Raw genomic sequence first — 25967 nt, 5'->3', positions numbered from 1 at the left:
CAGGATCTACCACCTGTAGGAGCGGGCTTGCCCGCGAAAAACTCACAGGCGCCGCATTTGTTCAGCAAGCACGCGTTATCGCTGACGACCTTCGCGAGCAAGCTCGCTCCTATGTATGGACTCGCCCTCCACTGTCAACCCGCTTTTCAAACATTGGTACCCGGTTGCATCTATGTATCAGGCCTATCCGAGGAAGCTCCAAACAGCTTCTGGCCAACATTGGATCAGCTCGCGATCTGCCCATTACAAAAAGGCCTCAAGGGCCGGTAGGAGCGCAGGCATCAATTCGCGACGGTCTGACCAGGGGTCAATGTTCGTTAGCACGGGTTGGAGCGGCTAAACGCCCCGGTGGCAGAACTCTGTAAATCAGTGGCTCATCGCAGCCTCCTGACTATTGCCTGGCTGACGTCGATACGTCTGGTCGTTTTGCAAGAGCCGCCAGAGGATACGCAGGTTACGGTTGGCCAAACGCACCGCCGCCTCCTTGCGCCCTAGGCGAGATACCCAACGCTGTAGCCGCTGGTCGTCTGGCTGTTCTGAATCCGGTCGCACCTGTCTTAACACGGCGTGGGCACCCTGGACCGCCAGGCTGCGCAAATACGCATCACCCTTCTTGCTCATCTTGCCGAGCCGGATTTTTTCTCCGCTGCTGTGCTGGCTGGGCACCAGCCCGAAGTAGGCGGCGAACTGTCGGGCATTTGCGAAGCGTTCAGGCTCAGTCTGCTTGGCCAACAGTGCTGTGGCTATGATCGGGCCAACTCCGCGCACCGTCATCAATCGCTTGGCTGTCTCATCGTTCTTCGCCGCTGTTTCGAGCCGACCGGTCAACACGTTGACGCGTTCGCCCAAATGAACCCATTCAACTAGCAGTTCGGCGATTAGTTCGCGCAGCAAATCGGGCAATGGCTGGGTGGCGTCTTCCAGTATTCGCGGGATACGTTGGCTGATGGCCATTTCGCCTTGGGGCATGGATACTCCCTGCTCCAGCAGTAAGCCGCGCATCTGATTACCGACTGCCGTACGTCGCCGTATATATCCCTGTCGGGCCCGATGCAGCGCTTGCATTGCGAGCGCCGCCGCACTTTTGACCGGTACGGCAGATATCCTGCAGTCGCGTCCAGCACGCAGGATCGCCAATGCATCGTTGCGATCATTTTTCGGGCCGCTGCGATGAGTGGCCACATGCTGAGCCGGTAGGATGCGCACTGAATTGCCCTGTGTTTGCAGCAATCGCGCCCATGCCTGAGCACCTGGCCCGGTTTCCACCAGTACCGTCACGCTTGCTGGAAGCTTAAGAAGAAAGGCTTGAAAGGCCTCGCGTGACTTAATCCGATCCTCGAATATCACCTGGCCAAGCGCATTCTCGCCGGCAACCTGGAAGACCTTTTTGGCAAGGTCTACCGCAACGTTTACGCAAGTAGATACATCGGCTGACAAAGACTGATTGATCGTCGTATGCTTTTTCATGGGCTCGCCCTCGCTGTCGTTGGCTTCTATAAGAATGCCACCGTGGCGCATAGACGCCTCGGCTTGGGCGAGTCCATCTAATTACAGTGGGGCTGTGGCGATCATACGAAGCAGAGTGACAGCGACTCGGCAATGTAGGCCGGCTTCTCCTGGCCTTCGATTTCCAGGGTGGCGGTGGCCTTGAACAGCCATTGGCCCGGTTTTTTCTCGGTGACGTCAGTGAGGGTGACGTTCAGCCGCACCTTGGAGTTCACTTTCACCGGCTGGATAAAGCGCACGCTGTCCAGGCCGTAGTTGACGGCCATCTTCAAGCCTTCGGGCATGATCAGGATGTCTTCCATCAGCTTGGGCATCAGCGACAGCGACAGGAACCCGTGGGCGATGGTGCTGCCGAACGGGGTCTGCGCCGCCTTGACCGGGTCGACGTGGATGAACTGATGATCGCCCGTGGCTTCCGCGAACAGGTTGATACGCGCCTGGTCGATGGTGAGCCATTCGGAACGTCCCAGTTCCTTGCCGACGTAATCTTTGAGCTGCGCTACGGGTACATAGGGCATTGCGTCTCTCCTTGGTTCATCACTTATGTGCCCGTTGATAAGGGGCGTTTTTATGGGTTACAGAGAACCAATGTAGATCATCATGGGCAATCAGCCTGGTCAACCCAACATGCTTTTGGCGAATGCCGGAGCATAGGGCGGGCATGCTTATAATGCGCGCGAGTTTTTAGGGGGGAGAGCGGGATGCTGTTACGTGGCCTGACCTGGCTGGTGCTGTTTCAACTGATCGGCACCGCGATCAATCATTTGCTGGTGCCGGTACTCCCGGGGCCGATCATCGGCTTGTTGCTGATGCTGGGCTTTCTGGTCTGGCGCGGTGAAGTCGGCGAGCCCCTGAGCCTGGCGGCCGGCAGCCTGTTGCGTTACCTGCCGCTGCTGCTGGTGCCGCCGGCCGTGGGAGTGATGGTGTATGCCAAGGACATCGTGGCGGATTTCTGGGCCATCGTCGGGGCGCTGGTGTTGTCGCTGGTGATCGCCATGGGTTTTGTCGGTGTGCTGATGCAGCAGATGGTCAAGCGCAAGGAGAAGGACCAATGATCCTCGACTGGCAGGGCGCCTGGACGGCGGTCATTCATCACCCGCTGTTCGGTATCGGTATCACTCTGGGCGCCTATCAGCTGGTGCTGGCGGGGTTTGAGAAAACCCGCTGGATCTTCCTGCAGCCGGTGTTGGTGTCGATGTTGCTGGTGATCGGCGTGCTGCTCTCCTGCGGGCTGAGCTACGCCGAATACCGCAAGAGTACCGAGATCATGGGCATCCTGCTTGGGCCTGCGACCGTGGCCCTGGCGGTGCCGCTTTATCTGAACCTGCGACGGATTCGCCAATTGTTCTGGCCGATATTTACTACGCTGGTGGTAGGCGGGGTATTGGCCACCGGCCTTTGTGTGGCGTTGGGATGGTGGTTCGGGGCCGAGCACAGGGTGCTGATGACCATGGCGCCCAAGTCGGTCACCTCGCCGATTGCCATGCTGGTGGCCGAACAGATCGGCGGCGTGGCGGCCTTGGCGGCGGTGTTTGTATTGATCACTGGGGTGGTCGGCGCGATGATCGGTCCAGCGCTCTTGTCGCGCCTGGGTGTACGCAGCCCCGAAGCGCGGGGCATGGCCCTGGGCATGACCGCCCACGCTGTCGGCACTTCGGTAGCCCTGCAGGAAAGCGAAGAATGCGGCGCCTTCGCGGCGCTGGCCATGAGTTTGATGGGCGTGGCCACGGCGGTGTTCCTGCCGTTGGCGGTGTCGGTCATTGTTTAACCCAGGTTTTAAGGAAACCGTTATGAGTCTGGCGCTATTCCCCCTCAACACTGTGCTGTTCCCGGGCTGCACCCTCGACTTGCAGATATTTGAGGCGCGCTACCTGGACATGATCGGCCGTTGCATGAAAAAGGGCGAAGGCTTTGGTGTGGTGTGCATCCTGGATGGCTCAGAGGTAGGCACGGCCCCGGACGGTTATGCGCTTGTCGGTTGTGAAGCGCTGATTCGTGACTTCAAACAGCAGGACAACGGCCTGCTGGGCATTCGCGTCGAAGGTGGTCGTCGTTTCCGCGTGCGTGAGGCCGGCGTGCAGAAAGACCAGTTGCTGGTGGCTGATGTGCAATGGCTGCAAGAATTGCCGGACCAGCCGCTGGGCGAAGAGGACGCCGACTTGCTGGCGTTGCTTGAGGCCCTGGCCGAACACCCGATGGTGGCCTCGCTGGACATGGGCGGCCAGGCCGAAGGCCAGCAAGCCCTGAGCAATCAGTTGGCCTATCTGCTTCCATTTAGCGAGGCCGACAAGATCGACTTGCTGCAACTGGACGACCCAGGGCAACGCCTGGATGCGATCCAGCTGTTGCTCGATGAATTGCAGGGCGAGCTGTTCACCTGATGTTCGGATTTGCCTGACAGGACTTTCAGACTTTGCTCGGTCGCCTCCACTGCGCCGCCTGCACTATTTTCCGATCGCACAACAATGATCGGAGATAACCATGATTCGGCTGACCCCCTCGGAACAAGTCGCGTGGGACGCTTATTTTGTCAGCGTGACCACGCAATTACTCCAGCAGGAAGCCACGCAGGGCGCGGAGTACATCGCCGAGCGCGCCGCCGAAATGGCCGATGAGATGCTGCTGGAGCGCCGCGAGCGTTGCGCTGAACGGCGCAGCGCCTCCGTGGGCTGGATCGGCCCGGCCAAGGGTCAATAGGCGTACCTGAGCAGTGCGTGGGGCGTACCGGTAAAGGCGATGAAACCGAGCACGGCCACCACGGCGGGCAGCACCAGCCACCAGGCTTTTTGCGACATGGCTGGCAATGGGTTGCGGTGCTCGATCGCCGTCAGGCTGAACGCACACACGGTCATTGCCAGCAAGGTGCCGGCCAGGATGTCCGTGGGCCAATGGGCGCCCAGGTACACCCGCGACAAGGCAATGAACGCTGCGGGAATGCAGCCCAGCAGCATCCAGGTCAGGCGCAGCCGCGTGGGTTGGCCGCGACCGGCCAATACCGCGAGCGCCAGGAAGAAGGCAAAGGCCCCGGAGGCATGGCCGCTGGGCATGCTGAAGCTGGTCAGCGGGTCCGTCAGGATTTCCGGGCGGCCACGGGCGAAAAACAGCTTGGTGCCGGTGTTGATCACTGCCGCGCCAGCGAGGGTGGCGCCGACAAATACGGCGTGGCGCCACTGCCGTGCCAACAGCAACAGCCCAGTGAACACGGCGCTGGCGAAAAACATCTTCTTGAACTCACCCAGTTGGGTGACCCGCACCATCACCTCGTCCAGCCACGGGCTGCGATGCTCCTGCACCAGTGCGCTCAGGCCCTGGTCGAAGTCATTGAGATGGGGGTAGCCGATAAACAGCGCGATTAACAACACCAGGCTGGCGCAACCAATCCACAAAGTGGTGCGCCGATGCCCGCGCCAACTGCTGTTCAAACTCATCCCCAGCAGTACCGCCAGGCACGCCGCGATAATCGCCGCTTCCGGCCAGAAGCCTTCCGGCAACGGCAGGCGGAACGCGGCGCCGGCAGCCCAGCCCGGCAGCAGATAGGCCACGGTCCAACCCGCTGCGGCAATGATGCTCACAGCGGCAAAGCGCGGGAAGGGCATGTCGCACATGCCGGCGACCATGGGCAGCATGGGACGCAATGGGCCGATGAAGCGCCCGACCAACAAGCTGGCGATTCCGTACTTGTGGAAGTAGGTTTCTGCGCCGTTCATCCATTCAGGATGCTGGCGCAGGCCGGGCAGGCGCCGGATGTTCTGATGGAAATGGCGGCCCAGGTAATAGGAAACGCCGTCGCCCAATAAGCCGCCGAGGAAGCCCAGCAGCAGGGTTTCACTCAGCGACAGCGCACCGCTGCCAGCCAACGCGGCGATTGCAAACAGCAATACCGTGCCTGGCACGATCAACCCGGCAATCGCCAGGCATTCCACGCACGCGACGATAAACACTGCCGCTGCCAGCCATTGTGGGTTGAGGGTCAACCAGCCGGTGATGCTATCGAGCCATTGGCCCATACAATCCACTCCATGCATACAAAACAGAATTTGAGACGGTGAAATTCAACTGTGGGAGCTGGCTTGCCTGCGATGGCTGCGGTATGGCCAGCATTGAAGTTGCCTGACACACCGCTATCGCAGGCAAGCCAGCTCCCACATGGGATGTGTTGCTTGGTTCTGCCCGGTCAAATCAAAAAATAATCCCGGCCTTCGACCTGCCCCCGACGCAGCGGGTTCCGCGTGCAATAAGGCGCATAGCCAGCATCGACGAAACGGTACATCAAGTGCTCATCGCGCCCAGTGGGAATGCCCAGGCGCGTGGTCTGGATAATCTGCGTGGGCACCTGGCCCACGTCTTCGACATACAGCAGTTCCTGGTCGAAGCGCTTGGCATCCCACATCGGCACTTTCAGGCCCAGTGCCTTGCACAGTAGCGTCTGGCCTGCACACAGCTTCTGCGAGGGGCGTGGGCTGCCATCGGGGTTGGGGTTGTTCAACAGCATCTGCGCCAGGCTCGCCGCACCGGAAATTTCGTCGACCCAGGGATAGGCCGATTTGATCAGCACGGCATTGCCCGGGCCGTGGGCGCTGAAGTTCAACGAATCACCGCCACGGGCGTAGTACATGTAGATATGGCCACCATCCAGAAACAAAGCCTTACGCTTTTCTGTGTAGCCGAGTGAGGCGTGGCTGCCTTTTTCGGCCACGTAATAGGCTTCGGTTTCAATAATTCGCGCCGAAAGCCAGAGATCGCCCACACGATGACGAATGACTTTTCCGAGTAATTCACGCGCAAGCAGTTGCGCATCGCGGTCGAAGAAGCTATCGGGCAGCGGGCTGGCGGGGAGCAGGGGGGGAAAGTCGGGCATGGCGGTCAAGGGTTGATACGGCTAAATGTGACCGAATCATAACAACTCTCACCTTAATTACGGCTGAACCCGGGGTTTTTACAGTTCATTTCGACCATCCGCCCCTCACCGCTGTCAGTCGGGCGGCGTCACAGCTATAATCTGCCGCTTTCCTCTTTGCCAAGACTCCCTGACCATGACTGAGTCCGTTCTTGACTACATGACCCGCCTGGGTCGCGCTGCCCGGCAGGCCTCGCGGTTGATCGCCCGTGCGAGCACCGCGCAGAAGAACCGTGCGCTGCTGGCGGCTGCCGATGCTCTGGATGCTTCGCGCTCCGAGCTGACCGCCGCCAACGAGCTGGACCTGGCCAATGGGCGCGCTAATGGCCTGGAGCCAGCCCTGCTGGACCGCCTGGCGCTGACCCCGGCACGTGTCGACGACATGATCGAAGGCCTGCGTCAGGTAGCCAAGCTGCCTGACCCCATCGGTGAAATTCGCGACATGCGCTACCTGCCGTCCGGCATCCAGGTGGGCAAGATGCGCGTGCCCCTGGGCGTGATCGGTATCATCTATGAGTCGCGCCCGAACGTGACCATCGACGCCGCGAGCCTGTGCCTGAAGTCAGGCAACGCCACCATCCTGCGTGGCGGTTCCGAAGCGATCAATTCCAACCGCGCCATCGCCGCCTGCATCCAGCAGGGCCTGGCCGTGGCCGAGTTACCGGCTGAAGTGGTGCAAGTGGTGGAAACCACCGACCGTGCTGCCGTGGGCGCGCTGATAACCATGCCGGAATTCGTCGACGTGATCGTGCCGCGGGGTGGCAAGAGCCTGATCGAGCGCGTCAGCCGCGATGCCAAGGTGCCAGTTATCAAGCACCTGGACGGCGTCTGCCATGTGTTCATCGACATCGCCGCCGACCTCGACAAGGCGATCCGCATTGCCGACAACGCCAAGACCCACCGCTACGCGCCGTGCAACACCATGGAAACCCTGCTGGTGCACGCTGGCATTGCCGAGCGCGTGCTGCCGCCGCTGGCTGCCATCTACCGTGACAAGTCGGTAGAACTGCGCGGTTGCGAGCGCACCCGGGCGTTGCTGGGCGCGGACGTCATCGAGGCGACTGAGCAGGACTGGTACACCGAGTACACGGCCCCGATCCTGTCGATCCGCATCGTCGACGACCTGGACCAGGCCATCGAACACATCAATACCTATGGCTCCAAACACACCGACGCCATCGTTTCCGAGCATTTCAGCGATGCCCGGCGTTTCCTCAACGAAGTGGATTCCGCTTCGGTGATGGTCAACGCCTCGACGCGTTTTGCCGACGGCTTCGAGTACGGCCTGGGGGCTGAGATCGGTATTTCCACCGACAAGCTCCACGCACGCGGCCCGGTGGGCCTCGAAGGGCTGACCAGTGAGAAGTACGTGGTGTTTGGCGACGGTCATGTGCGCACTTGATGACTAAACGCATCGGGCTGCTCGGCGGTACTTTCGACCCCGTGCACATTGGCCATTTGCGCAGTGCCCTCGAAGTTGCGGATGCCCTTGCGCTGGATGAGCTGCGCCTGCTGCCCAATTTCCGGCCGCCCCATCGCGACACGCCGCAGGTGGCCGCCGAGCAACGCCTGGAAATGGTGCGTGTTGCCGTAGAAGGTATATCGCCGCTGGTGGTGGACGATCGCGAACTCAAGCGCGATAAACCGTCCTACACTATCGACACCCTGGAGCTGATGCGCGCCGAATTGGCCGCGGATGACCCACTGTTTCTGCTTTTGGGCTGGGACGCATTTTGCGGCCTGCCCTCTTGGCACCGCTGGGAGGAACTCCTCCAGCATTGCCACATCCTGGTTTTGCAACGCCCGGATGCCGACAGCGAACCGCCGGATGCCTTGCGCAACCTGCTGGCCGCGCGGTCGGTAAGTGACCCCTTGGCCCTGACCGGGCCGAACGGGAATATTGCATTCGTCTGGCAGACCCCGCTTGCGGTGTCCGCCACCCAGATCCGTCAACTGCTGGCCAGCGGGAAGTCGGTACGTTTCCTGGTGCCTGACGCGGTCCTGGCCTACATCGATGCGCACGGGCTTTACCGTGCGTCGAACTGAAAAGGCGCGCTTGAACGCACGAACCGTGCAGCAAGCGCCCGAACATACGAGCAAAACGAGTTTTATATGACGAACAAAGACGTAAGCAAAGTTAAGCGCAAAGGCACCTTCAAAAGCGCGCCGCTGCCGGTTGAAGCCCATGTCGGCCCGGAATTGGCTGGCGAAGAGCTGGTGAAAGTCGCCGTGGCTGCCCTGGAAGACGTTAAAGCCCAGGACATCCAGGTGCTGGACGTGCGCGACAAGCAGAGCATCACCGACTTCATGATCATCGCCACCGGTACCTCCAACCGCCAGATCGGCGCGATGCTGGACAAGGTTCGCGAAGCCGTCAAAGCCCAGGGCGTCAAGCCACTGGGTGAAGAAGGCAAGGGCGACAGCGACTGGGTGCTGCTGGACATGGACGATGTGATCGTTCACATGATGACCTCCAACGCTCGCCAGTTCTACGACCTGGAACGTCTGTGGAAAGGCGCCGAGCAGAGCCGTGCCGCCGATGGCAAGCACCACAGCCCGGAAGTGGGCCACGCGCACTTCGACAAGCTCAACAAAGACCAGGAATAAGGAACGGCTGTGCGCCTGCGTCTGATCGCTGTCGGTTCACGCATGCCCAAGTGGGTGGAAGAAGGCTGGCACGAATATGCCAAGCGTCTGCCCGCTGAGCTGTCGCTTGAGCTGGTGGAAATACCGCTCAATACCCGGGGCAAGAACGCCGACGTGGCGCGCTTTATCCGTCAGGAAGGCGAAGCCATGCTGGCCAAGGTCGGCCCCAATGAGCGCATCGTCACCCTTGAAGTGCACGGCAAGCCCTGGAGCACCGAGCAACTGGCGGTGGAACTGGATCGCTGGCGCCTGGATTCGCGCACGGTCAATTTCATGGTCGGCGGCCCGGAAGGGCTGGCGCCGGAAGTCTGTGCGCGGGCCGATCAGCGCTGGTCGCTGTCGGCGCTGACGTTGCCGCACCCGTTGGTAAGGATTCTGATCGGTGAACAGCTGTATCGCGCCTGGACAGTCCTGTCCGGGCACCCTTACCACAAATAGTCTGCGCCGCCCCCGATGACCCAGCCGATCCGCATCAAGGACCACGAGAAAGACGCACGTCTGGTACGCGCGCGGGTGGTGTTCGGTGCTGTCTTGGTGGTGGTGCTGATGTGCGTGCTGATTGCGCGGCTGTATTTCCTCCAGGTGATCCAGTACGACTATCACTCCACGCTGTCGGAAAACAACCGGGTGCATGTGCAGCCGATTCCCCCGACCCGTGGGCTGATCTTCGACCGCAATGGCGTAGTGGTTGCCGATAACCGGCCCAGCTTCAGCCTGAGCATGACCCGTGAACGCTCCGGCGATTGGAAGCAGGTCCTCGATGTCATCGTCGAGGTGCTGCAACTGACGCCGGAAGACCGGGCCGTCTTCGAGAAGCGCATGCGGCAGGGGCGCCGGCCGTTCGAGCCGGTGCCGATCCTGTTCGAGCTGACCGAAGAGCAGATCGCCCGGATTGCGGTGAACCAGTTCCGCCTGCCGGGTGTGGAAGTGGTGGCGCAGTTGGTGCGGCATTACCCGCAAGGGCCGCACTTTGCCCACTCCGTTGGTTACATGGGGCGGATCAACGAGAAAGAGCTGAAAACCCTCGACCCGATCAACTACAGCGGCACCCATCATATCGGCAAAACCGGCATCGAGCGTTTCTACGAGGCCGAGTTGCATGGCCAGGTAGGTAACGAGGAAGTCGAGACCAATGCGCGTGGCCGCGTATTGCGCGTGCTCAAGCGCACCGACCCGGTGCCGGGCAAGGACATTGTCCTTAGCCTGGACATCAAGTTGCAGGAAGCTGCCGAGATGGCCCTGGGCGGTCGGCGGGGTGCCGTAGTGGCGCTGGACCCGAAGACTGGCGAAGTGCTGGCGATGGTCAGCCAGCCCAGCTTCGACCCCAACCCCTTTGTGACTGGCATCAGCTTCAAGGCCTACGCCGAGCTGCGTGATTCCATCGACCGGCCACTGTTCAACCGTGTGTTGCGCGGCCTGTACCCACCGGGCTCGACCATCAAACCGGCGGTGGCGATTGCCGGCCTGGATGCTGGCGTGGTCACGGCCTCAAGCCGGGTGTACGACCCTGGCTACTACATGCTGCCCAACTACGACCACAAGTACCGTAACTGGAACCGCTCCGGTGACGGCTATGTCGACCTGGACACCGCGATCATGCGCTCCAACGACACCTATTTTTACGACCTGGCCCATAAACTGGGAATTGATCGGCTGTCTGCCTACATGGGCAAGTTCGGCCTCGGTCAGAAAGTCTCCCTGGACATGTTCGAAGAATCCCCCGGCCTGATGCCGTCGCGGGAGTGGAAGCGTGCGACCCGCCGCCAGGCGTGGTTCCCCGGCGAAACCCTGATCCTGGGTATCGGCCAGGGCTATATGCAGGCCACTCCGCTGCAACTGGCCCAGGCCACGGCGCTGGTGGCGAACAAAGGCGTGTGGAACCGACCGCACCTGGCCAGAACCATCGAAGGCGAAAAGCCGGTGGACGACAATCCGATTCCTGACATCGTGCTGCGTGACCCGTCCGACTGGGCCAAGGTCAACCACGGCATGCAGCAGGTGATGCACGGCGCTCGCGGCACTGCGCGCAAGGCGGCGGTCGGCGCGCAGTACCGCATTGCCGGCAAGAGTGGTACGGCCCAGGTGGTCGCGATCAAACAGGGCGAAAAGTATGACCGCTCCAAGGTCCAGGAACGCCACCGCGACCACGCCTTGTTTGTCGGCTTTGCCCCGGCGGAAGACCCGAAAATCGTGGTGGCAGTGATGGTCGAGAACGGCGAGTCCGGCTCCGGCGTCGCGGCCCCAGTGGTACGCCAGGTGATGGACGCCTGGCTGCTGGCCGACGATGGCCGGCTCAAGCCCGAGTATGGCGGCCCCCCTTCAAGCCCCGAGGTTACGGCCCGTGAAGAGTAATTTTGACCGCATCCTCTCCAGCGAAGATGTGATGCGTCGCCGTGCGACGTTGCTGCAACGCATGCACATTGATGGCCCCCTGCTGATCCTGCTGCTGACCCTGGCAGCCGGCAGCCTGTTCGTGCTGTATTCGGCCAGCGGCAAGAACTGGGACCTGCTGATCAAGCAGGCGTCCTCGTTTGGCCTGGGCCTGCTGTCGATGGTGGTCATCGCCCAACTGGAGCCGCGTTTCATGGCGCGCTGGGTGCCTTTGGGGTATGTCGCCGGCGTGTTGTTGCTGGTGGTGGTGGACGTCATGGGCCACAACGCCATGGGCGCCACACGCTGGATCAACATCCCCGGGGTGATTCGCTTCCAACCGTCGGAATTCATGAAGATCCTGATGCCCGCCACCATTGCCTGGTACCTGTCCAAGCGCACCTTGCCGCCGCAGCTCAAGCACGTGGCGATCAGCCTGATCCTGATCGGCGTGCCCTTTGTGTTGATCGTGCGCCAGCCGGACCTTGGCACCTCGTTGCTGATCCTCGCCGGTGGCGCGTTCGTATTGTTCATGGGTGGCCTGCGCTGGCGCTGGATCCTCAGCGTGCTGGCAGCCGCCGTGCCCGTGGCCGTGGCCATGTGGTTCTTCTTCATGCACGACTACCAGAAGCAACGGATCCTGACGTTCCTCGACCCGGAGAGCGACCCGCTGGGTACTGGCTGGAACATCATCCAATCCAAGGCGGCCATCGGTTCCGGCGGGGTATTTGGCAAGGGATGGTTGCTGGGCACCCAGTCTCACCTGGACTTCTTGCCCGAGAGCCACACCGACTTCATCATCGCGGTGATGGGCGAAGAGTTCGGCCTGGTGGGCATTTGCGCGTTGTTGCTGATTTATCTGCTGTTGATTGGTCGCGGCCTGGTGATCACTGCCCAGGCGCAAACGCTGTTCGGCAAATTACTCGCCGGCAGCCTGACCATGACTTTTTTTGTTTACGTTTTCGTCAACATCGGTATGGTCAGTGGCCTGCTGCCGGTGGTTGGGGTGCCGTTGCCATTCATTAGCTACGGCGGAACTTCGCTGGTGACATTGCTGTCAGCGTTTGGGGTTTTGATGTCGATTCATACGCATCGCAAGTGGATCGCACAGGTTTGAATAAGGTGAAGATGTCAATGCAAGTAATGCGCGGCTGGGCGACTCGGCATGCGACCTGGATGGGCCTGATCGGGCTGCTGGGTGCAACGCAAGAGGCGCAGGCCGGTGACTACGATGGCTCTCCCCAGGTTGCCGAATTTGTCGGTGAGCTGACCCGCGACTACGGTTTTGCCGGCGAGCAACTGATGGGCGTGTTCCGCGAAGCCCAGAAAAAGCAGGCGATCCTCGACGCCATTTCCCGGCCCGCCGAACGTGTGAAGCAGTGGAAGGACTATCGCCCGATGTTCCTCACTGATGCGCGCATCGCCCGTGGTGTGGATTTCTGGCGCCAGCACGAGGCGGTACTGGCCCGCGCCGAGCAGGAGTACGGCGTGCCGGCGCAGGTGATCGTCTCAATCATCGGCATCGAAACCTTCTATGGGCGCAACACTGGCAGCTACCGGGTGATCGACGCCTTGTCGACACTGGGCTTCGATTACCCGCCCCGCGCCGAGTTCTTCCGCAAGGAACTGCGCGAATTCCTGTTGCTGGCCCGCGAAGAGCAGGTCGACCCGCTGAGCCTCAAGGGCTCCTACGCCGGGGCGATGGGCTTGCCGCAGTTCATGCCGAGCAGCTTTCGCGCCTATGCGGTGGATTTCGACGGTGACGGGCACATCAATATCTGGAGCAACCCCGACGATGCCATCGGCAGCGTGGCCAGCTACTTCAAGCGCCACGGTTGGGTCGCCGGCGAGCCGGTGGTTATCCGCGCCGATGTCACGGGCGAGCGCGCCGACGAGGGCCTGACCCAAGGTATCGAACCGGTCAAGACCGTCGGGGAGTTGCGAGCGCTGGGCTGGTCGAGTCAGAATGCGCCACGCGACGACATGCCGGTGACGGCATTCCGCCTGGAAGGCGCAAATGGCCCTGAATACTGGATGGGCCTGAAGAATTTCTACGCAATCACGCGTTATAACCGCAGTGTGATGTACGCCATGGCCGTGCATCAGCTGTCAGATGAGCTGGTTCAAGCACGGGGCAACAAGTAATGCGGGTATCGCCGTTCAAAAAACCGCTCAAGCTGGTGGCGTTCGCCGCGTTGTCCTTGTTGGTAGCCAGTTGTTCCACCACCCCTAACCGTGCGCCGGCCAAGAAGGCGGGCGGTGCGGTGGTGCGCGCCCAGCCGGGCCTGGACATCAACCGTGCGCACAAAGATGGCGCGCCGTGGTGGGATGTGGATGTGTCGAAGATCCCGGACGCCACGCCGACGCTGCACACCGGCCCGTACAAGGCCAACCCCTATACCGTGCTGGGCAAGAATTACTTCCCGCTGCAGGAATCCAAGACTTACGTGCAGTCGGGCACCGCGTCCTGGTACGGCACCAAGTTCCATGGCCAGAACACCGCCAACGGCGAAGTGTATGACCTGTATGGCATGAGCGCGGCCCACAAGACCCTGCCGCTGCCCAGCTATGTGCGCGTGACCAACCTGGACAACAATCGCACCGTGATCCTGCGGGTCAATGATCGTGGGCCGTTCTATTCGGACCGGATCATCGACTTGTCCTACGCGGCCGCCAAGAAACTCGGTTATGCCGAAACCGGCACCGCACGGGTCAAGGTCGAAGGCATCGATCCGGCGCAGTATTGGGCCCAGCGTGGCAAACCCGCGCCATTGATGCTCAACGAACCGCCAACCCCGCAACCGCAAGTGACGGCCTCCACCGGCAAGATCGAGCAATGGACCCCGCCACCTGCGCAGCATGCGCCTGATACCGTGGTGGTGCCTCACGCGGCAGCGGGCGCCTCCATGGCCGGTGGGCAATACCTGCAGGTCGGCGCTTTCGCCAACCCGGATGCGGCAGAACTGTTAAGGTCCAAGCTCAGCGGCATGGTCAACGCGCCGGTCTTCATCAGTTCCATCGTGCGTAACCAGCAAACCTTGCACCGTGTACGCATGGGCCCTATCGGCTCGCCGAGCGAGGTGGCGCAAGTGCAGAACAGTGTGCGCCTGGCCAACCTGGGGCAACCCAGCGTGGTCACCGCAGAATAAGCAGTAACGGATTGATGGCTCAGACGCGCATGCGCGCTTGAACCCTGGTTGTTGGCTCGTTGAACAATAAAAACCCAGGGGCAAGGGGTGAGCGGGCAACCGAACACGTGACAGTCTGGAAGCGGGCTGTCTGAATAGTTTTGCCCGCGAGGGCAAGTTTCCATAAGCAATTTCGAGAGACGGATGAACATCACCACCTTAGCCAAACGTACGTGCCTGCTTATCTCGCTGATCATCACCCCAGCCGCCTGGGCGGTTGAAATGGTGCCGGCCTCCCCGCAACTGGCCGCCAAGTCGTGGGTCCTCATGGACGCCGCCAGTGGCAACGTGCTGGTCGAAAGCGGCGGTGATGTACGCCTGCCGCCTGCCAGCCTGACCAAGCTGATGACCGCCTACATCGCGACCCTGGAAATCCGTCGCGGCCAGATCGGCGAAAACGACCCGGTTACCGTCAGCGAAAACGCCTGGCGTACCGGTGGTTCGCGGATGTTCATCAAGGTGGGTTCGCAAGTCACCGTGAGCGACCTGCTGCACGGCATCATCATCCAGTCCGGTAACGACGCCAGCGTCGCCCTGGCCGAGCACATCGCCGGCAGCGAAGACGCCTTCGCCGACATGATGAACAAAACCGCCGGCGAGTTGGGCATGACCAACAGCCACTTCATGAACCCGACTGGCCTGCCGAACCCAGAGCACTATTCGTCGGCTCACGACATGGCGATCCTGGCGCGCGCCATCATCCGCGTTGACCCGGTGCACTACGCGATCTACTCCCAGAAGGAATTCTTCTGGAACAACATCAAGCAGCCTAACCGCAACCTGTTGCTGTGGCGCGACAAGACCGTCGATGGCCTGAAGACCGGCCACACCGACGAAGCCGGCTACTGCATGGTGTCGTCCGCCGTACGTGATGGCCAGCGCCTGATCGCCGTAGTATTCGGTACCAACAGCGAGCAGGCCCGTGCGGCCGAGACGCAAAAACTGCTGACTTACGGCTTCCGCTTCTTCGAAACCCAGACCTTCTACCAGAAGGGTGCTGAGCTGGCGACTGCACCGGTTTGGAAGGGCGCAACCTCGCAAGTCAAGGCCGGCCTGGCCGACGACCTGACCCTGACCATGCCTAAAGGCCAGCTCAAAAAGCTCGCCGCCAGCATGACCCTGAACCCGCAATTGGTTGCGCCAATCGCCAAGGGTGATGTGATCGGCAAGGTCGAAGTGAAGCTGGACGACAAGGTGGTGCACAGCGCCGACCTGATCGCGCTGGACGCTGTCGAGGAAGGTGGTATCTTCCGCCGCGTATGGGATAGCATCCGTCTATTCTTCTACGGCTTGTTCAACTGATTGTGTGCACCTGCAAAGCCCCGCGTTGATCCAGCGCGGGGCTTTGCCCGTCGCCACGGCTTAGCGCTTACGAGGCTGTTCTGCCATGACCGATAAAGACGTAGAAGTAAAGGCGCCAAAGATCGAATTCCCTGTTACGGATTATCCCGTCAAGGTGATCAGCGATACCGGTGTCGGCCGCAAGGACAAGATTCTCGAGATCGTCAGGAAGCACGCGACGATCAACGACAACCGCGTGGACGAGCGCCAAAGCTCCACCGGCAAGTACACCACGATCCAGTTGCACATCGTTGCGACCGATCAAGACCAGCTCTACAACATCAACAGCGAACTGCGAGCCACCGGCTTCGTGCATATGGTGCTGTGATGTCGCAAGTCCTGGGCTTTCGCGAGCTCGGCCGGATGGCATACGAGCCGGTCTGGCATGCCATGCAGCGCTTTACCAATGAGCGCGGCACTTCGGCCCCGGATGAAATCTGGCTGGTGGAACACCCGCCGGTATTCACCCAGGGCCAGGCCGGCAAGGCCGAGCACTTGCTGCTGCCGGGTGATATTCCGGTGGTGCAGGTCGACCGAGGGGGTCAAGTGACTTACCATGGGCCCGGTCAACTGGTGGCCTACCTGCTGCTGGACGTGCGCAAGCTGGGGTTTGGCGTGCGCGACCTGGTCAGCCGCATGGAGACGTGCCTGATCGAGCTGTTGGCCAGTTACGGCGTGACCGCCGTGGCCAAGCCCGATGCACCGGGTGTATACGTGGATGGCGCGAAAATCGCCTCCTTGGGGCTGCGCATTCGCCACGGTTGTTCCTTTCATGGCCTGGCCTTGAATGTGGACATGGACCTGGCGCCGTTCCGGCGAATCAACCCGTGCGGTTACGCCGGGCTTGCGATGACCCAGTTGAGTGACCATGCAACATCCATAGAATTTGCCGAGGTAAGTGCCCGGCTGCGCGCGCAGCTCGTCAAACACCTCGACTATGCAGAGCAGACGACCCTGACGGGCGGAATCGATTGATATGACTACTGATGTTGTGCAAACCATGATCCCGACGCTGGACATCACTGAGCGTCCAGCCCCGGCCCCGCGTGCCAAGGTGGAAGCCGGCGTCAAGCTGCGCGGCGCCGAGAAGGTTGCACGCATCCCGGTCAAGATCATCCCGACCACCGAACTGCCGAAGAAACCCGACTGGATTCGCGTGCGCATCCCGGTTTCGCCGGAAGTCGACCGTATCAAGTCGCTGCTGCGCAAACACAAGTTGCACAGCGTATGCGAAGAAGCCTCCTGCCCGAACCTGGGCGAGTGCTTCTCTGGCGGCACCGCCACGTTCATGATCATGGGTGACATCTGCACCCGTCGCTGCCCGTTCTGCGACGTCGGCCACGGCCGTCCGAAGCCGTTGGACGTCAATGAGCCAGAAAGCCTGGCCATCGCCATCGCCGACCTGAAGCTCAAGTATGTGGTGATCACCTCCGTGGACCGCGACGACCTGCGTGACGGCGGTGCCCAGCACTTTGCCGACTGCATCCGCGAGATCCGCAAGCTGTCGCCCAACGTGATGCTCGAAACCCTGGTGCCGGACTACCGTGGCCGTATGGACGTCGCCCTGGAAATCACCGCTGCCGAGCCGCCGGATGTGTTCAACCATAACCTGGAAACCGTGCCGCGCCTGTACAAGGCGGCGCGCCCGGGTTCGGACTACCAGTGGTCGCTGACCCTGCTGCAGAAATTCAAGCAGATGATGCCGCACATCCCGACCAAGTCCGGCTTGATGCTGGGCCTGGGTGAAACCGACGAAGAAGTCATCGAAGTCATGAAGCGCATGCGCGAACACGACATCGACATGCTGACCCTGGGTCAGTACCTGCAACCGTCCCGCAGCCACTTGCCGGTGCAGCGCTTCGTGCACCCGGACACCTTCGCCTGGTTCGCCGAGGAAGGCTACAAGATGGGCTTCAAGAACGTGGCCTCGGGCCCGTTGGTGCGGTCTTCGTACCACGCCGATGAGCAGGCCAAGCTGGTCAAGGCGAGCCTGGTTTCGTAAGCCGCTCCAGGATCAATGTGAAATGCGGGCTTGTGTGGGAGCTGGCTTGCCTGCGATAGCATCACCTCGGTGTCACTGATGCACCGAGGCGCTTGCATCGCAGGCAAGCCAGCTCCCACATTTCGTTCTGCGTCATATAGGGAGAACCATGGATGACCGCCGCCGTACCTGCACTGCGTCCCGAAGGCACCCTCGGCCTGATCGCCCCCGCCGGCCCCGCCGCGCTGGATGTTGAAAAAGCCCGGCAATGGATGCGTGCCCGTGGCTACGACCTGCACATTTTCCCTGGTGTACACGAGCGCGACGGCTACCTGGCCGGTAGCGATGAAGTGCGCCTGCGCGATTTGCATGCCGCCTTCGCCAACCCCGACATCGATGCCATCCTCTGCCTGCGTGGCGGCTATGGCACGCCCCGTTTGCTGGATGCCGTGGACTTCGACCTGCTACGCGCCAATCCCAAGCCGTTCGTGGGCTACAGCGATATCACCGCCTTGCACCTGGCGATCAATCGTTATGCCGGCTTCGTGACCTTTCACGGCCCAATGCTCAACGCCGACCTGCTCGGCGGCAAACAGCCACCCACCGAGTCCTCCTTGTTCAGCCTGCTGCGTGGCCAACGGGGCGCCGGCAGTGTGCTGCCGCACCCGATGGCCTACCCGCTGACCACAATCGAGCCGGGTGTGGCTTGTGGGCGCTTGCTGGGCGGTAACTTGTCGATGATCGCCGCGGTCATGGGCACGCCGTACGAAATAGACGCTGACGGCATCATCCTGTTTATCGAAGACGTCAACGAACCGCTCTATCGCATCGACCGATTGCTGACTCACCTGCGCTTGGCTGGCAAGCTGGCTCAGGTCGCCGGTGTGCTGGTAGGGGATGTGGCCGGTGTGGATAGCGCGGCGTTGGCGCATCTGCTGAAGCAGACCTTTGAGCCGCTGTGCATTCCAGTGCTGGCAGGCTGGCGCAGTGGGCATTGCGACCCGAACCTGACATTGCCGATGGGCGCCTTGGTGCGCCTGGATGCGGGGGAGCAGCGGGTGGTGTTGGAGCAGGATGTAGTGTTCAAGGCTTGAGATAGTTATCGCTTATCAGGGCCTATCGGGAGCAAGCCCCCTCCCACATTTTGAAATGCATTCCAAGTGTGGGAGCTGGCTTGCCTGCGATGGCGGTGGTCGCGGTTTACTGACCCTGCAGCGATTCCAGCAACTTCACCGTCGGATACCCATCCGCCGGCCAGCCCAGCGCCTGCTGTGCAGCCCGAATCGCCTTGCGCGTGTTGGCGCCAATAATCCCGTCGGCATTGCCCGCGTCATACCCTTTGGCGCTGAGCGCCGTCTGCAGGTCAATGCGTTGCGAACGGCTCAGTGGCAGCTCATCTTTTGGCCAACTGCCCCGAATCACACCGCCGCCGCCAAATCGCTCCGACAGCAAGCCAACCGCCAGTGCATAGGACGACGAATTGTTGTACTTGAGGATCGCGCGGAAGTTATCCAATACCAGGAATGCCGGGCCACGGTAGCCGGCCGGTAACAGCAGGGCGGCGGACAACTGGTCGACATTGGCCGGCAGGCTCACGCCAGGGGGGAGTTGGATGCCCAGCTGCAACCATTGCGCCACGGTCTTGCGCACGCCGCCATCGGCCAGGCTGTAGTCGAAGCCCGACGGTAGCGGCTGCACTTCAACGCCCCATGGCTGGCCTTTCTGCCACCCCGAGCTTTGCAGGTAATGCGCGGTGGAGGCGAGGGCGTCGGACGGGCTGTTCCAGATATCGCGGCGACCGTCACCGTCGAAGTCCACGGCATGGGTGTTGTAGGTGGTCGGGATGAACTGGGTCTGGCCCATCGCCCCGGCCCAGGAACCTTTCATCTGGTCGGCCTGAATATCGCCATGCTGGATGATCTGCAGCGCTGCCAGCAACTGCGCTTGCGCAAAGGCCGGACGACGTCCTTCATAGGCCAGGGTGGCCAGGGAGCGGATCACCGAGTTATTGCCCTGGAAAGCGCCGAAGTTGCTCTCCATGCCCCACACCGAGACCAGCGCCTGGCGGTCGACGCCATAGCGTTGCTCGATGCTTTGCAGAATATCGGCGTACTTGACCAGCAGTGCCTGGCCATTGCGCACGCGCACCGGCGACAGTGCACCGTCGAGGTATTCCCACACCGGGCGGGAGAATTCCGGTTGGCTGCGGTCGGCGCGAATCACCGCCATATCAGGGGTGACGCCGGCAAAAGCGTTATCGAACACGGCCGCAGTGATCCCGGCTTGCAGCGCTTGAGCACGGAAGCCAGCTTGCCATTCGGCAAAGGTCTGGGTCGGCTGGATATCGAGATTGTCCACCGCCAACGGGGCCACCACGGCAGGCGCGATAGCCGGGGCCGTCTGGAGCTTGGGCAGGGGTTGAGCGTCCGCAGCGGTAGGTTTTTCGGCGCAGGCGACGAGCAGAATGAGGCTGGAGGCAGCGATCAATTGGCGTAGGTGCCAATGACGAGAAAGACGAGAGGGCATGCACAGGTCCAGGGGGTTACAAATCAGGTACAGACCTTATCATGCCAGAGGGGCGCTTGCCTTCAGGCAGCCAGAAAGTAAGAAGCCTCCCAGCTATTAGACTGGAAGGCTTCGCGGCGGTAGCTGCCTTTGCCCTTGCCGGCGCGTTCCTGACGGCTGCGGAACAGTGGCTGGGCGATGATGGATTTGGCTTTGTTGGGGCCATGCTTGGATGGCTTTTTGCTCATGATGGATTCTCTCGCTTGGGGGTGGAATGCAGCGGTGCAAATCATCTGCCGAAGTGGGCCGGCTGTAAAGCCCGTCGATAGGTGGGAAATGTCGCAAATAAGCAATGGGCAGAGTCAATGTGGGAGCTGGCTCCCGCGACGGCCTGACAGCCGGCGCCTATCTCCCTGGCGCCCCAGGATCCAAATGTGGGAGCTGGCTTGCCTGCGATGGCGGCCTGAAAGTCAACACAGTTGGATGGTGTACATATCCATTGCTGCGGTAACGGCCACCTAGGGTTCCGCTCTGACAGCGGGTTACTTTTGGAAGGACCCAAAAGTAACCAAAAGGTCCTCGCCCCACCACTCGGCACCTCGCTTGGGCTCGGTGTGCCCGAACGCAGGCTTGAATCCGTGGGCCGCCGCCACGCGCCATCCATGGCGCGGGGCGGCTAACCCGGCGTCCTGCCGGGTTACCCACGAATTCAAGCCTGCGTTCGGCCAGCGTGGTTTAACGGGGCGCTTAAGATCAAAAGCAGAGCAAGAGCAAGAGCAAGATCAAGAGCGGCTCGCTTCGCATCGTGGTTACCGTTGAGCGCTACAGAGCTGTATCAGGAGCAACTGGCCCCATCGCCATCGCAGGCAAGCCAGCTCCCACAGGGTTTTGTGGTGTTGTGCAGAGGGAGATTATTCGGCAGGCAACGCCAGGCGCTGGCCGGCCATCAACAGCGACAGACGGCTCAGGCTCATCCACGGCGAGCCGGCCGCCTGGCCTTTGATCTGTGCATCGATGCGCTGCGCTTCCAGCAACAGTTGCGCCCAGCGTTGCGCCGAGTGCCGTTGCAGGGCTTTGCTCATCAGGGGTTTGCGCTTGTCCCACACCGGTGGCCGGGCCTGGCTGAAGCATTTGTCCAGCGGTGTGCCCTGGCTATATTGCAGGGCAATGTTCGCCAACACGCGCAGCTCACGGGCCAGGGCCCAGAGAATCACCGGTGGTTCCACCCCTTCGCCGCGCAGGCCTTCGAGCATGCGCAGGGCGTGGGCGGGTTCGCCGTTGAGGATGGCGTCCACCAGGCCGAACACATCAAAGCGCGCGCTATCGGCCACTGCGCCTTGCACGGTTTCGACGGTGATCTGCCCGTCTTCAGCCATCAGCTTGAGCTTTTCGATCTCCTGGGCGGCGGCAAGCAGGTTGCCCTCGACCCGAGCGGCGATCAGCTCCACGGCATCCTGTGTCGCTGCGAGCCCTGATTGCGACAGGCGCTGACGAATCCACTGCGGCAACTGGTTGCTGTCCACCGGCCAGATCTGGATGAACTGAGTCTGTGGACCTTCAATCAGGGCCTTGCCCCACTTGGTTTTCTGCGCGCTGCCGTCGAGCTTGGGCAGGCTGACCAGCAACACGGTGTCTTCGGCGGGGCGCGAGCAGTACTCCATCAAGGCCGCCGCGCCTTTATCGCCCGGCTTGCCCGAGGGCAGGCGCAGTTCCAGCAGGCGTTTCTCGGCAAACAGCGACATGCTCGCGCCAGCTTGCAGCAGCGTGCCCCAGTCGAAACTGGCGTCGGCGCTGAAGACCTGGCGTTCATCGAAGCCTTGTTGGCGTGCGGCGGTGCGAATAGCGTCGGCCGCTTCCTGGCACAGCAGCGGGTCATCACCGCTGACGATATAGACAGGCGCAAGGCCACCTTGCAGGTGCTTGGCGAGTTGGGCGGGGGCAAGTTTCATAGGCGGGGCGAACGGGGCGCCAGGGGCGCCCCGTCTGGCTTACTCGACAGGGACTTCAACAGGCGACTGTTTCGGTGTGTTGTCTTCATATTCCTGCGCAGCTTTCAGGGCGTCGGCGTCAGCCTTGGCCTTGTTATCGGCCACTTGCTGCAGCTCAGCCAGTTTTTCCGGGGTGAGCATTTGCAGGCGAGTCATCATGCGCTGGATCAGCTCACGACGCATTTCCTTGCGCACCTGGATGGTCTCGGAGTCCGAACCCACCAGGTTGTTGCCATCGTGGCTCACCACTTTCTGCACCTGAATCTTGTCACCCATCAACGGCAACTGATCACGGCCTTGTATTTCGAACATCAGCGCTGTGTTCAGCTCGACGTCGGACGCACGGCCAGCACTGGCGTAGCTGATATTGCGCTGGGTTTCTCGCTCATCCGTCAGGATCAGTTTGTAGGTTGCGCCGTTGTACACGTGCACACCGCTGTTTTCCAGGGTCTGGCGCAGCTGGGTGACGGTTTCGCCGTAGGCGTTGCGGGCGCTGACGTCGAGTTCCTTGAGCGACAGCTCATTGGTGCCGGTGCCGCGCAGCTGGAAGCCGCAAGCGCTCAACAGCACGGCAAGGCCCATAACCAGCAGATTGCGTTTGATCATTTTGTTGCTCCCCTTGAAACCAGGTGGGCCTTATCGGGCCCTAAAGGTTTAGTTCGGCGCGGGGCCAAGCCCCGCGCCCGATCCGATTTAGCTGGCGACGATATTGACCAGTTTGCCGGGCACCACGATCACCTTGCGGATGGTCAGACCTTCGGTAAAGCGCAGCACGTTCTCATTGATACGTGCAGCTGCTTCAACCTCTTCACGGCTGGCGCTGGCCGGCATGTCGATCTGGCCACGCAGTTTACCGTTAACCTGGATGACCAGTTGCAGCGTGTCTTGTACCAGGGCGCTGTCATCCTGCACCGGCCAGGCGGCATCGATGACGGCACCGCTGTGGCCCAGACGGCTCCACAGTTCATGGCTGATGTGCGGCGTGATCGGCGCGAGCAACAGGGTAACTGTTTCCAGGCCTTCCTGGATCAGCGCACGATCTTGTTCGGTCGCCTGCGAGGCTTTTTCCAACACGTTCATCAGCGTCATCACCTGGGCGATGGCGGTGTTGAATTTGTGGTTCTGCCCAACGTCCTGGCTGGCCTGGCGGATAGCCAGGTGGATGCTGCGGCGAACGGCTTTCTGCTCGTCGTTCAACGCGCCGATATCCAGCTTGCCCGGCAGGCCCTGGCTGACATGAGCGTGGGCCAGGCGCCAGACACGCTTGAGGAAACGGTGCGAGCCTTCGACGCCCGAGTCGGACCATTCGGCGCTCATGTCAGGCGGCGAGGCGAACATCATGAACAGGCGGCAGGTGTCGGCGCCGAACTGATCGATCATCGACTGTGGGTCGACGCCGTTGTTCTTGGATTTGGCCATCTTCTCGGTGCCACCGATTTCCACCGGCAGGCCGTCGGCTTTCAACTTGGCGCTGATGACCTTGGCCTTGCTGTCACGCTCAAGCTCGACATCCGCCGGGTTGAACCAGGTGTAGGCGCCGTTGGCTTCGCGGCGATAGTAAGTGTCGGCGATCACCATGCCCTGGGTCAGCAGGTTCTTGAATGGCTCATCGGAGCTCACCAGGCCTTCGTCACGCATCAGCTTGTGGAAGAAACGCGCGTACAGCAGGTGGAGGATGGCGTGTTCGATGCCACCGATGTACTGATCCACTGGCAACCAATGGTCGGCTGCGGATTTCTCCACCAGGCCGCCTTCATAGTGCGGTGAGGCATAACGAGCGTAATACCACGAGGACTCGACGAAGGTGTCCATGGTGTCGGTTTCACGCTTGGCCGGCGCGCCGCATTTAGGGCAGCTGCACTCGTAGAACTCGGGCATGCGCGCCAACGGCGAGCCAGCACCATCCGGCACCACGTCTTCTGGCAGCACGACCGGCAGTTGGTCTTCCGGTACCGGCACGTCGCCGCAGGTTTGGCAGTGGATGATCGGGATCGGGCAACCCCAGTAGCGCTGGCGGCTGATGCCCCAGTCACGCAGACGGAACTGGGTGCGCGAGGCACCGAGGTTTTTCTTGATCAGCGCGACTTCCATGGCGTCGAACGCGCCCTGGAAGTCCAGGCCGTCGAATTCGCCGGAGTTGATCAGCGTGCCGTGCTCGCCGTAGGCGTCTTGCCACGGAGCGGGGTTGGTATCACCCGAGCTGGTGCGCACGACCGACTTGATAGGCAGGCTGTACTTGGTGGCGAATTCGAAATCGCGCTCGTCGTGGGCCGGCACGGCCATGACGGCGCCATCGCCGTAGTGCATCAATACGTAGTTGGCGACCCAAACCGGCAGTTTCTCGCCGGTCAACGGGTGCTCGACGAACAGGCCGGTTGGCAGGCCTTTTTTCTCCTGGGTGGCGACGTCGGCTTCGGCCACGCTGCCGCCTTTGCATTCAGCGATGAACGCCTGCAGCTCAGGGTTGTTCTGTGCGGCCTGGGTGGCCAGCGGGTGTTCGGCGGCCACGGCGACGTAGGTCGCGCCCATCAGGGTGTCGGGGCGGGTGGTGAACACCTTGAGTGCGCCGGCTTCGCCGATGGAGTCGACGTTGTACGGGAACTGCACTTCCATGCCCTTGGATTTGCCGATCCAGTTGCGCTGCATGGTCTTGACCTGTTCAGGCCAGCCCGGCAGATCGTCAAGGCTCGACAACAGTTCATCCGCGTAGGCGGTGATCTTGAAGTAGTACATCGGGATTTCGCGCTTCTCGATCAGCGCGCCGGAACGCCAGCCGCGACCGTCGATGACCTGTTCGTTGGCCAGTACGGTCTGGTCGATCGGGTCCCAGTTCACGGTGCCGCTTTTTTTGTAGATCACACCTTTTTCGAACAGGCGCGTGAACAGCCATTGTTCCCAGCGGTAGTAATCCGGCTTGCAGGTGGTGACCTCGCGGGACCAGTCCACCGCCAGGCCCAGGCTGCGCAGCTGGGTCTTCATGTAGGCGATGTTTTCGTAGGTCCACTTGGCGGGCGCCACGTTGTTTTTCATCGCGGCGTTTTCTGCCGGCATGCCGAAGGCGTCCCAACCCATGGGTTGCAACACGTTCTTGCCGAGCATGCGCTGGTAGCGCGAAATCACGTCGCCGATGGTGTAGTTGCGCACGTGCCCCATGTGTAGCTTGCCGCTGGGGTAAGGGAACATCGATAGGCAGTAGTAAGTCTCCTTGCCTGGCTGTTCACTGACTTCAAAGGACTTTTGCTCGTCCCAGAAGGTTTGGGCGGCATTTTCTATTTCACGGGGCTGATATTGTTCGTGCATGGCTACTTTTGAACTGGATAGGGGTGGCCTAATCCTCTTCGGTGCACTGTCCGGGTTGTTCGACACCAAGAAGCGGCGCGTCCGTGCCCAAACCCTGCGGGAAGTGGAGTTACAGGAAGCGCCGTAGCATACATGACCCCACTCTATCGAGGGAAACCCTGATTGCGCGCCAAGGGCCGTCTGTCGCGGCACCGGGCAGGCGCAGCAACGGGGGCTACGCTGTTTAGTGGGGAGCAAGTATTTCT

At 61.4% G+C, this 25967-nt stretch carries 26 protein-coding genes; 17 read left to right on the top strand and 9 right to left on the bottom strand.

Annotated features, from left to right (window positions below; genetic code table 11):
• Window positions 1-366 precede the first annotated feature (366 nt).
• Together CLM72_RS24820 and CLM72_RS24815 are read right to left on the bottom strand one after the other, a co-directional pair.
• Window positions 367-1467, bottom strand: a complete 1101-nt coding sequence (locus CLM72_RS24820; RefSeq protein WP_105229078.1) for an IS110 family transposase — start codon at window positions 1465-1467, stop codon at window positions 367-369.
• 101 nt (window positions 1468-1568) lie between these two features.
• On the bottom strand, window positions 1569-2024 hold the full coding sequence (locus tag CLM72_RS24815) for a MaoC family dehydratase (RefSeq protein ID WP_003194496.1): 456 nt from the start codon (window positions 2022-2024) through the stop codon (window positions 1569-1571).
• A gap of 183 nt (window positions 2025-2207) precedes the next feature.
• On the opposite strand from CLM72_RS24815, the gene CLM72_RS24810 reads away from it, so the two are divergent.
• The 4 genes from CLM72_RS24810 to CLM72_RS24795 all read left to right on the top strand — a co-directional run bounded on the left by CLM72_RS24810 (window position 2208) and on the right by CLM72_RS24795 (window position 4203).
• Window positions 2208-2561, top strand: coding sequence for a CidA/LrgA family protein (locus CLM72_RS24810; RefSeq protein ID WP_003194494.1), 354 nt, complete (start codon window positions 2208-2210; stop codon window positions 2559-2561).
• The gene (locus CLM72_RS24805; RefSeq protein WP_105228671.1) at window positions 2558-3274 is read left to right on the top strand and encodes an LrgB family protein; all 717 of its coding nucleotides are present in this window, start codon (window positions 2558-2560) and stop codon (window positions 3272-3274) included. The genes CLM72_RS24810 and CLM72_RS24805 overlap by 4 nt, the downstream gene beginning before the upstream one ends.
• Before the next feature lie 22 nt (window positions 3275-3296).
• Window positions 3297-3887, top strand: coding sequence for an LON peptidase substrate-binding domain-containing protein (locus tag CLM72_RS24800; protein WP_034126900.1), 591 nt, complete (start codon window positions 3297-3299; stop codon window positions 3885-3887).
• 100 nt (window positions 3888-3987) lie between these two features.
• Complete coding sequence (locus CLM72_RS24795; RefSeq protein ID WP_105228669.1) at window positions 3988-4203, top strand: hypothetical protein; 216 nt, start codon at window positions 3988-3990, stop codon at window positions 4201-4203.
• Here the strand turns inward: CLM72_RS24795 and CLM72_RS24790 are convergent.
• Both CLM72_RS24790 and CLM72_RS24785 read right to left on the bottom strand, forming a co-directional pair.
• On the bottom strand, window positions 4197-5513 hold the full coding sequence (locus CLM72_RS24790) for a bifunctional DedA family/phosphatase PAP2 family protein (RefSeq protein ID WP_105228668.1): 1317 nt from the start codon (window positions 5511-5513) through the stop codon (window positions 4197-4199). The two genes, CLM72_RS24795 and CLM72_RS24790, sit on opposite strands and share 7 nt — an antisense overlap.
• Window positions 5514-5680: 167 nt before the next feature.
• On the bottom strand, window positions 5681-6364 hold the full coding sequence (locus CLM72_RS24785; protein WP_105228666.1) for a DNA-3-methyladenine glycosylase: 684 nt from the start codon (window positions 6362-6364) through the stop codon (window positions 5681-5683).
• Window positions 6365-6539: 175 nt separating this feature from the next.
• On the opposite strand from CLM72_RS24785, the gene CLM72_RS24780 reads away from it, so the two are divergent.
• From CLM72_RS24780 to CLM72_RS24715, 13 genes are all read left to right on the top strand, one after another.
• Window positions 6540-7805 carry a glutamate-5-semialdehyde dehydrogenase gene (locus CLM72_RS24780; protein WP_105228664.1) on the top strand — a complete coding sequence of 422 codons (1266 nt, stop codon included), beginning with the start codon at window positions 6540-6542 and terminating at the stop codon, window positions 7803-7805.
• Entirely contained in the window at window positions 7805-8449 is a 645-nt protein-coding gene (gene nadD, locus CLM72_RS24775) for a nicotinate-nucleotide adenylyltransferase (RefSeq protein ID WP_003194480.1), read from the top strand. Before CLM72_RS24780 ends, nadD begins: the two co-directional genes overlap by 1 nt.
• Before the next feature lie 66 nt (window positions 8450-8515).
• On the top strand, window positions 8516-9010 hold the full coding sequence (rsfS, locus tag CLM72_RS24770; RefSeq protein ID WP_003176298.1) for a ribosome silencing factor: 495 nt from the start codon (window positions 8516-8518) through the stop codon (window positions 9008-9010).
• A 9-nt stretch (window positions 9011-9019) separates the two neighbouring features.
• A complete protein-coding gene (gene rlmH, locus CLM72_RS24765) occupies window positions 9020-9487 on the top strand; it encodes a 23S rRNA (pseudouridine(1915)-N(3))-methyltransferase RlmH (RefSeq protein ID WP_003176297.1) in 468 nt (155 codons plus the stop codon).
• Window positions 9488-9502: 15 nt separating this feature from the next.
• Window positions 9503-11401, top strand: a complete 1899-nt coding sequence (mrdA, locus tag CLM72_RS24760; RefSeq protein ID WP_105228663.1) for a penicillin-binding protein 2 — start codon at window positions 9503-9505, stop codon at window positions 11399-11401.
• A 31-nt stretch (window positions 11402-11432) separates the two neighbouring features.
• Window positions 11433-12536, top strand: a complete 1104-nt coding sequence (rodA, locus tag CLM72_RS24755; protein WP_044268991.1) for a rod shape-determining protein RodA — start codon at window positions 11433-11435, stop codon at window positions 12534-12536.
• Between the two features lie 17 nt (window positions 12537-12553).
• Window positions 12554-13564, top strand: a complete 1011-nt coding sequence (gene mltB, locus CLM72_RS24750; protein ID WP_054896188.1) for a lytic murein transglycosylase B — start codon at window positions 12554-12556, stop codon at window positions 13562-13564.
• Window positions 13564-14568, top strand: a complete 1005-nt coding sequence (locus tag CLM72_RS24745; RefSeq protein WP_105228661.1) for a septal ring lytic transglycosylase RlpA family protein — start codon at window positions 13564-13566, stop codon at window positions 14566-14568. Before mltB ends, CLM72_RS24745 begins: the two co-directional genes overlap by 1 nt.
• A 183-nt stretch (window positions 14569-14751) precedes the next feature.
• Window positions 14752-15909, top strand: coding sequence for a D-alanyl-D-alanine carboxypeptidase family protein (locus tag CLM72_RS24740; RefSeq protein WP_105228659.1), 1158 nt, complete (start codon window positions 14752-14754; stop codon window positions 15907-15909).
• Between the two features lie 85 nt (window positions 15910-15994).
• On the top strand, window positions 15995-16276 hold the full coding sequence (locus tag CLM72_RS24735) for a DUF493 domain-containing protein (RefSeq protein ID WP_005791752.1): 282 nt from the start codon (window positions 15995-15997) through the stop codon (window positions 16274-16276).
• A complete protein-coding gene (lipB, locus tag CLM72_RS24730) occupies window positions 16276-16923 on the top strand; it encodes a lipoyl(octanoyl) transferase LipB (RefSeq protein ID WP_034126907.1) in 648 nt (215 codons plus the stop codon). Before CLM72_RS24735 ends, lipB begins: the two co-directional genes overlap by 1 nt.
• Before the next feature lie 25 nt (window positions 16924-16948).
• The gene (lipA, locus tag CLM72_RS24725; RefSeq protein WP_161794304.1) at window positions 16949-17950 is read left to right on the top strand and encodes a lipoyl synthase; all 1002 of its coding nucleotides are present in this window, start codon (window positions 16949-16951) and stop codon (window positions 17948-17950) included.
• 152 nt (window positions 17951-18102) lie between these two features.
• Complete coding sequence (locus CLM72_RS24715) at window positions 18103-19023, top strand: LD-carboxypeptidase (RefSeq protein WP_105228655.1); 921 nt, start codon at window positions 18103-18105, stop codon at window positions 19021-19023.
• Window positions 19024-19129: 106 nt separating this feature from the next.
• Here CLM72_RS24715 and CLM72_RS24710 read toward each other — a convergent pair whose 3' ends face one another.
• The 5 genes from CLM72_RS24710 to leuS form a co-directional block, all read right to left on the bottom strand.
• Entirely contained in the window at window positions 19130-20455 is a 1326-nt protein-coding gene (locus tag CLM72_RS24710; protein ID WP_105228653.1) for a lytic murein transglycosylase, read from the bottom strand.
• Window positions 20456-20517: 62 nt separating this feature from the next.
• Window positions 20518-20682, bottom strand: coding sequence for an alternative ribosome rescue factor ArfA (gene arfA, locus CLM72_RS24705; protein WP_003176285.1), 165 nt, complete (start codon window positions 20680-20682; stop codon window positions 20518-20520).
• Window positions 20683-21345: 663 nt separating this feature from the next.
• Window positions 21346-22383: a DNA polymerase III subunit delta gene (holA, locus tag CLM72_RS24695; protein WP_105228651.1), complete on the bottom strand. Its 1038-nt coding sequence runs from the start codon at window positions 22381-22383 to the stop codon at window positions 21346-21348.
• A 39-nt stretch (window positions 22384-22422) separates the two neighbouring features.
• Window positions 22423-23028, bottom strand: coding sequence for an LPS assembly lipoprotein LptE (gene lptE / locus CLM72_RS24690; RefSeq protein ID WP_014720078.1), 606 nt, complete (start codon window positions 23026-23028; stop codon window positions 22423-22425).
• Between the two features lie 87 nt (window positions 23029-23115).
• Window positions 23116-25722: a leucine--tRNA ligase gene (gene leuS, locus CLM72_RS24685; RefSeq protein ID WP_003194453.1), complete on the bottom strand. Its 2607-nt coding sequence runs from the start codon at window positions 25720-25722 to the stop codon at window positions 23116-23118.
• Window positions 25723-25967: the final 245 nt, after the last annotated feature.

This window comes from Pseudomonas sp. MYb193 (assembly GCF_002966775.1).
Classification (GTDB): domain Bacteria; phylum Pseudomonadota; class Gammaproteobacteria; order Pseudomonadales; family Pseudomonadaceae; genus Aquipseudomonas; species Aquipseudomonas paracarnis.
This window is presented reverse-complemented; position numbering and strand designations above follow the sequence as displayed.

Excerpts from the sequence above, each read along its gene's own strand:
- arfA (WP_003176285.1), bottom strand. The coding sequence starts at position 20,682 with ATGAGCAAAAAGCCATCCAAGCATGGCCCCAACAAAGCCAAATCCATC.
- rsfS (WP_003176298.1), top strand. The coding sequence starts at position 8,516 with ATGACGAACAAAGACGTAAGCAAAGTTAAGCGCAAAGGCACCTTCAAA.
- CLM72_RS24815 (WP_003194496.1), bottom strand. The coding sequence starts at position 2,024 with ATGCCCTATGTACCCGTAGCGCAGCTCAAAGATTACGTCGGCAAGGAA.
- CLM72_RS24810 (WP_003194494.1), top strand. The coding sequence starts at position 2,208 with ATGCTGTTACGTGGCCTGACCTGGCTGGTGCTGTTTCAACTGATCGGC.
- CLM72_RS24715 (WP_105228655.1), top strand. The coding sequence starts at position 18,103 with ATGACCGCCGCCGTACCTGCACTGCGTCCCGAAGGCACCCTCGGCCTG.
- nadD (WP_003194480.1), top strand. The coding sequence starts at position 7,805 with ATGACTAAACGCATCGGGCTGCTCGGCGGTACTTTCGACCCCGTGCAC.
- lipA (WP_161794304.1), top strand. The coding sequence starts at position 16,949 with ATGATCCCGACGCTGGACATCACTGAGCGTCCAGCCCCGGCCCCGCGT.
- CLM72_RS24805 (WP_105228671.1), top strand. The coding sequence starts at position 2,558 with ATGATCCTCGACTGGCAGGGCGCCTGGACGGCGGTCATTCATCACCCG.
- CLM72_RS24790 (WP_105228668.1), bottom strand. The coding sequence starts at position 5,513 with ATGGGCCAATGGCTCGATAGCATCACCGGCTGGTTGACCCTCAACCCA.
- rodA (WP_044268991.1), top strand. The coding sequence starts at position 11,433 with ATGCGTCGCCGTGCGACGTTGCTGCAACGCATGCACATTGATGGCCCC.
- holA (WP_105228651.1), bottom strand. The coding sequence starts at position 22,383 with ATGAAACTTGCCCCCGCCCAACTCGCCAAGCACCTGCAAGGTGGCCTT.
- mrdA (WP_105228663.1), top strand. The coding sequence starts at position 9,503 with ATGACCCAGCCGATCCGCATCAAGGACCACGAGAAAGACGCACGTCTG.
- CLM72_RS24800 (WP_034126900.1), top strand. The coding sequence starts at position 3,297 with ATGAGTCTGGCGCTATTCCCCCTCAACACTGTGCTGTTCCCGGGCTGC.
- CLM72_RS24745 (WP_105228661.1), top strand. The coding sequence starts at position 13,564 with ATGCGGGTATCGCCGTTCAAAAAACCGCTCAAGCTGGTGGCGTTCGCC.
- CLM72_RS24820 (WP_105229078.1), bottom strand. The coding sequence starts at position 1,467 with ATGAAAAAGCATACGACGATCAATCAGTCTTTGTCAGCCGATGTATCT.
- mltB (WP_054896188.1), top strand. The coding sequence starts at position 12,554 with ATGCAAGTAATGCGCGGCTGGGCGACTCGGCATGCGACCTGGATGGGC.
- lipB (WP_034126907.1), top strand. The coding sequence starts at position 16,276 with ATGTCGCAAGTCCTGGGCTTTCGCGAGCTCGGCCGGATGGCATACGAG.
- CLM72_RS24740 (WP_105228659.1), top strand. The coding sequence starts at position 14,752 with ATGAACATCACCACCTTAGCCAAACGTACGTGCCTGCTTATCTCGCTG.
- lptE (WP_014720078.1), bottom strand. The coding sequence starts at position 23,028 with ATGATCAAACGCAATCTGCTGGTTATGGGCCTTGCCGTGCTGTTGAGC.
- CLM72_RS24735 (WP_005791752.1), top strand. The coding sequence starts at position 15,995 with ATGACCGATAAAGACGTAGAAGTAAAGGCGCCAAAGATCGAATTCCCT.
- CLM72_RS24780 (WP_105228664.1), top strand. The coding sequence starts at position 6,540 with ATGACTGAGTCCGTTCTTGACTACATGACCCGCCTGGGTCGCGCTGCC.
- CLM72_RS24795 (WP_105228669.1), top strand. The coding sequence starts at position 3,988 with ATGATTCGGCTGACCCCCTCGGAACAAGTCGCGTGGGACGCTTATTTT.
- CLM72_RS24710 (WP_105228653.1), bottom strand. The coding sequence starts at position 20,455 with ATGCCCTCTCGTCTTTCTCGTCATTGGCACCTACGCCAATTGATCGCT.
- leuS (WP_003194453.1), bottom strand. The coding sequence starts at position 25,722 with ATGCACGAACAATATCAGCCCCGTGAAATAGAAAATGCCGCCCAAACC.
- CLM72_RS24785 (WP_105228666.1), bottom strand. The coding sequence starts at position 6,364 with ATGCCCGACTTTCCCCCCCTGCTCCCCGCCAGCCCGCTGCCCGATAGC.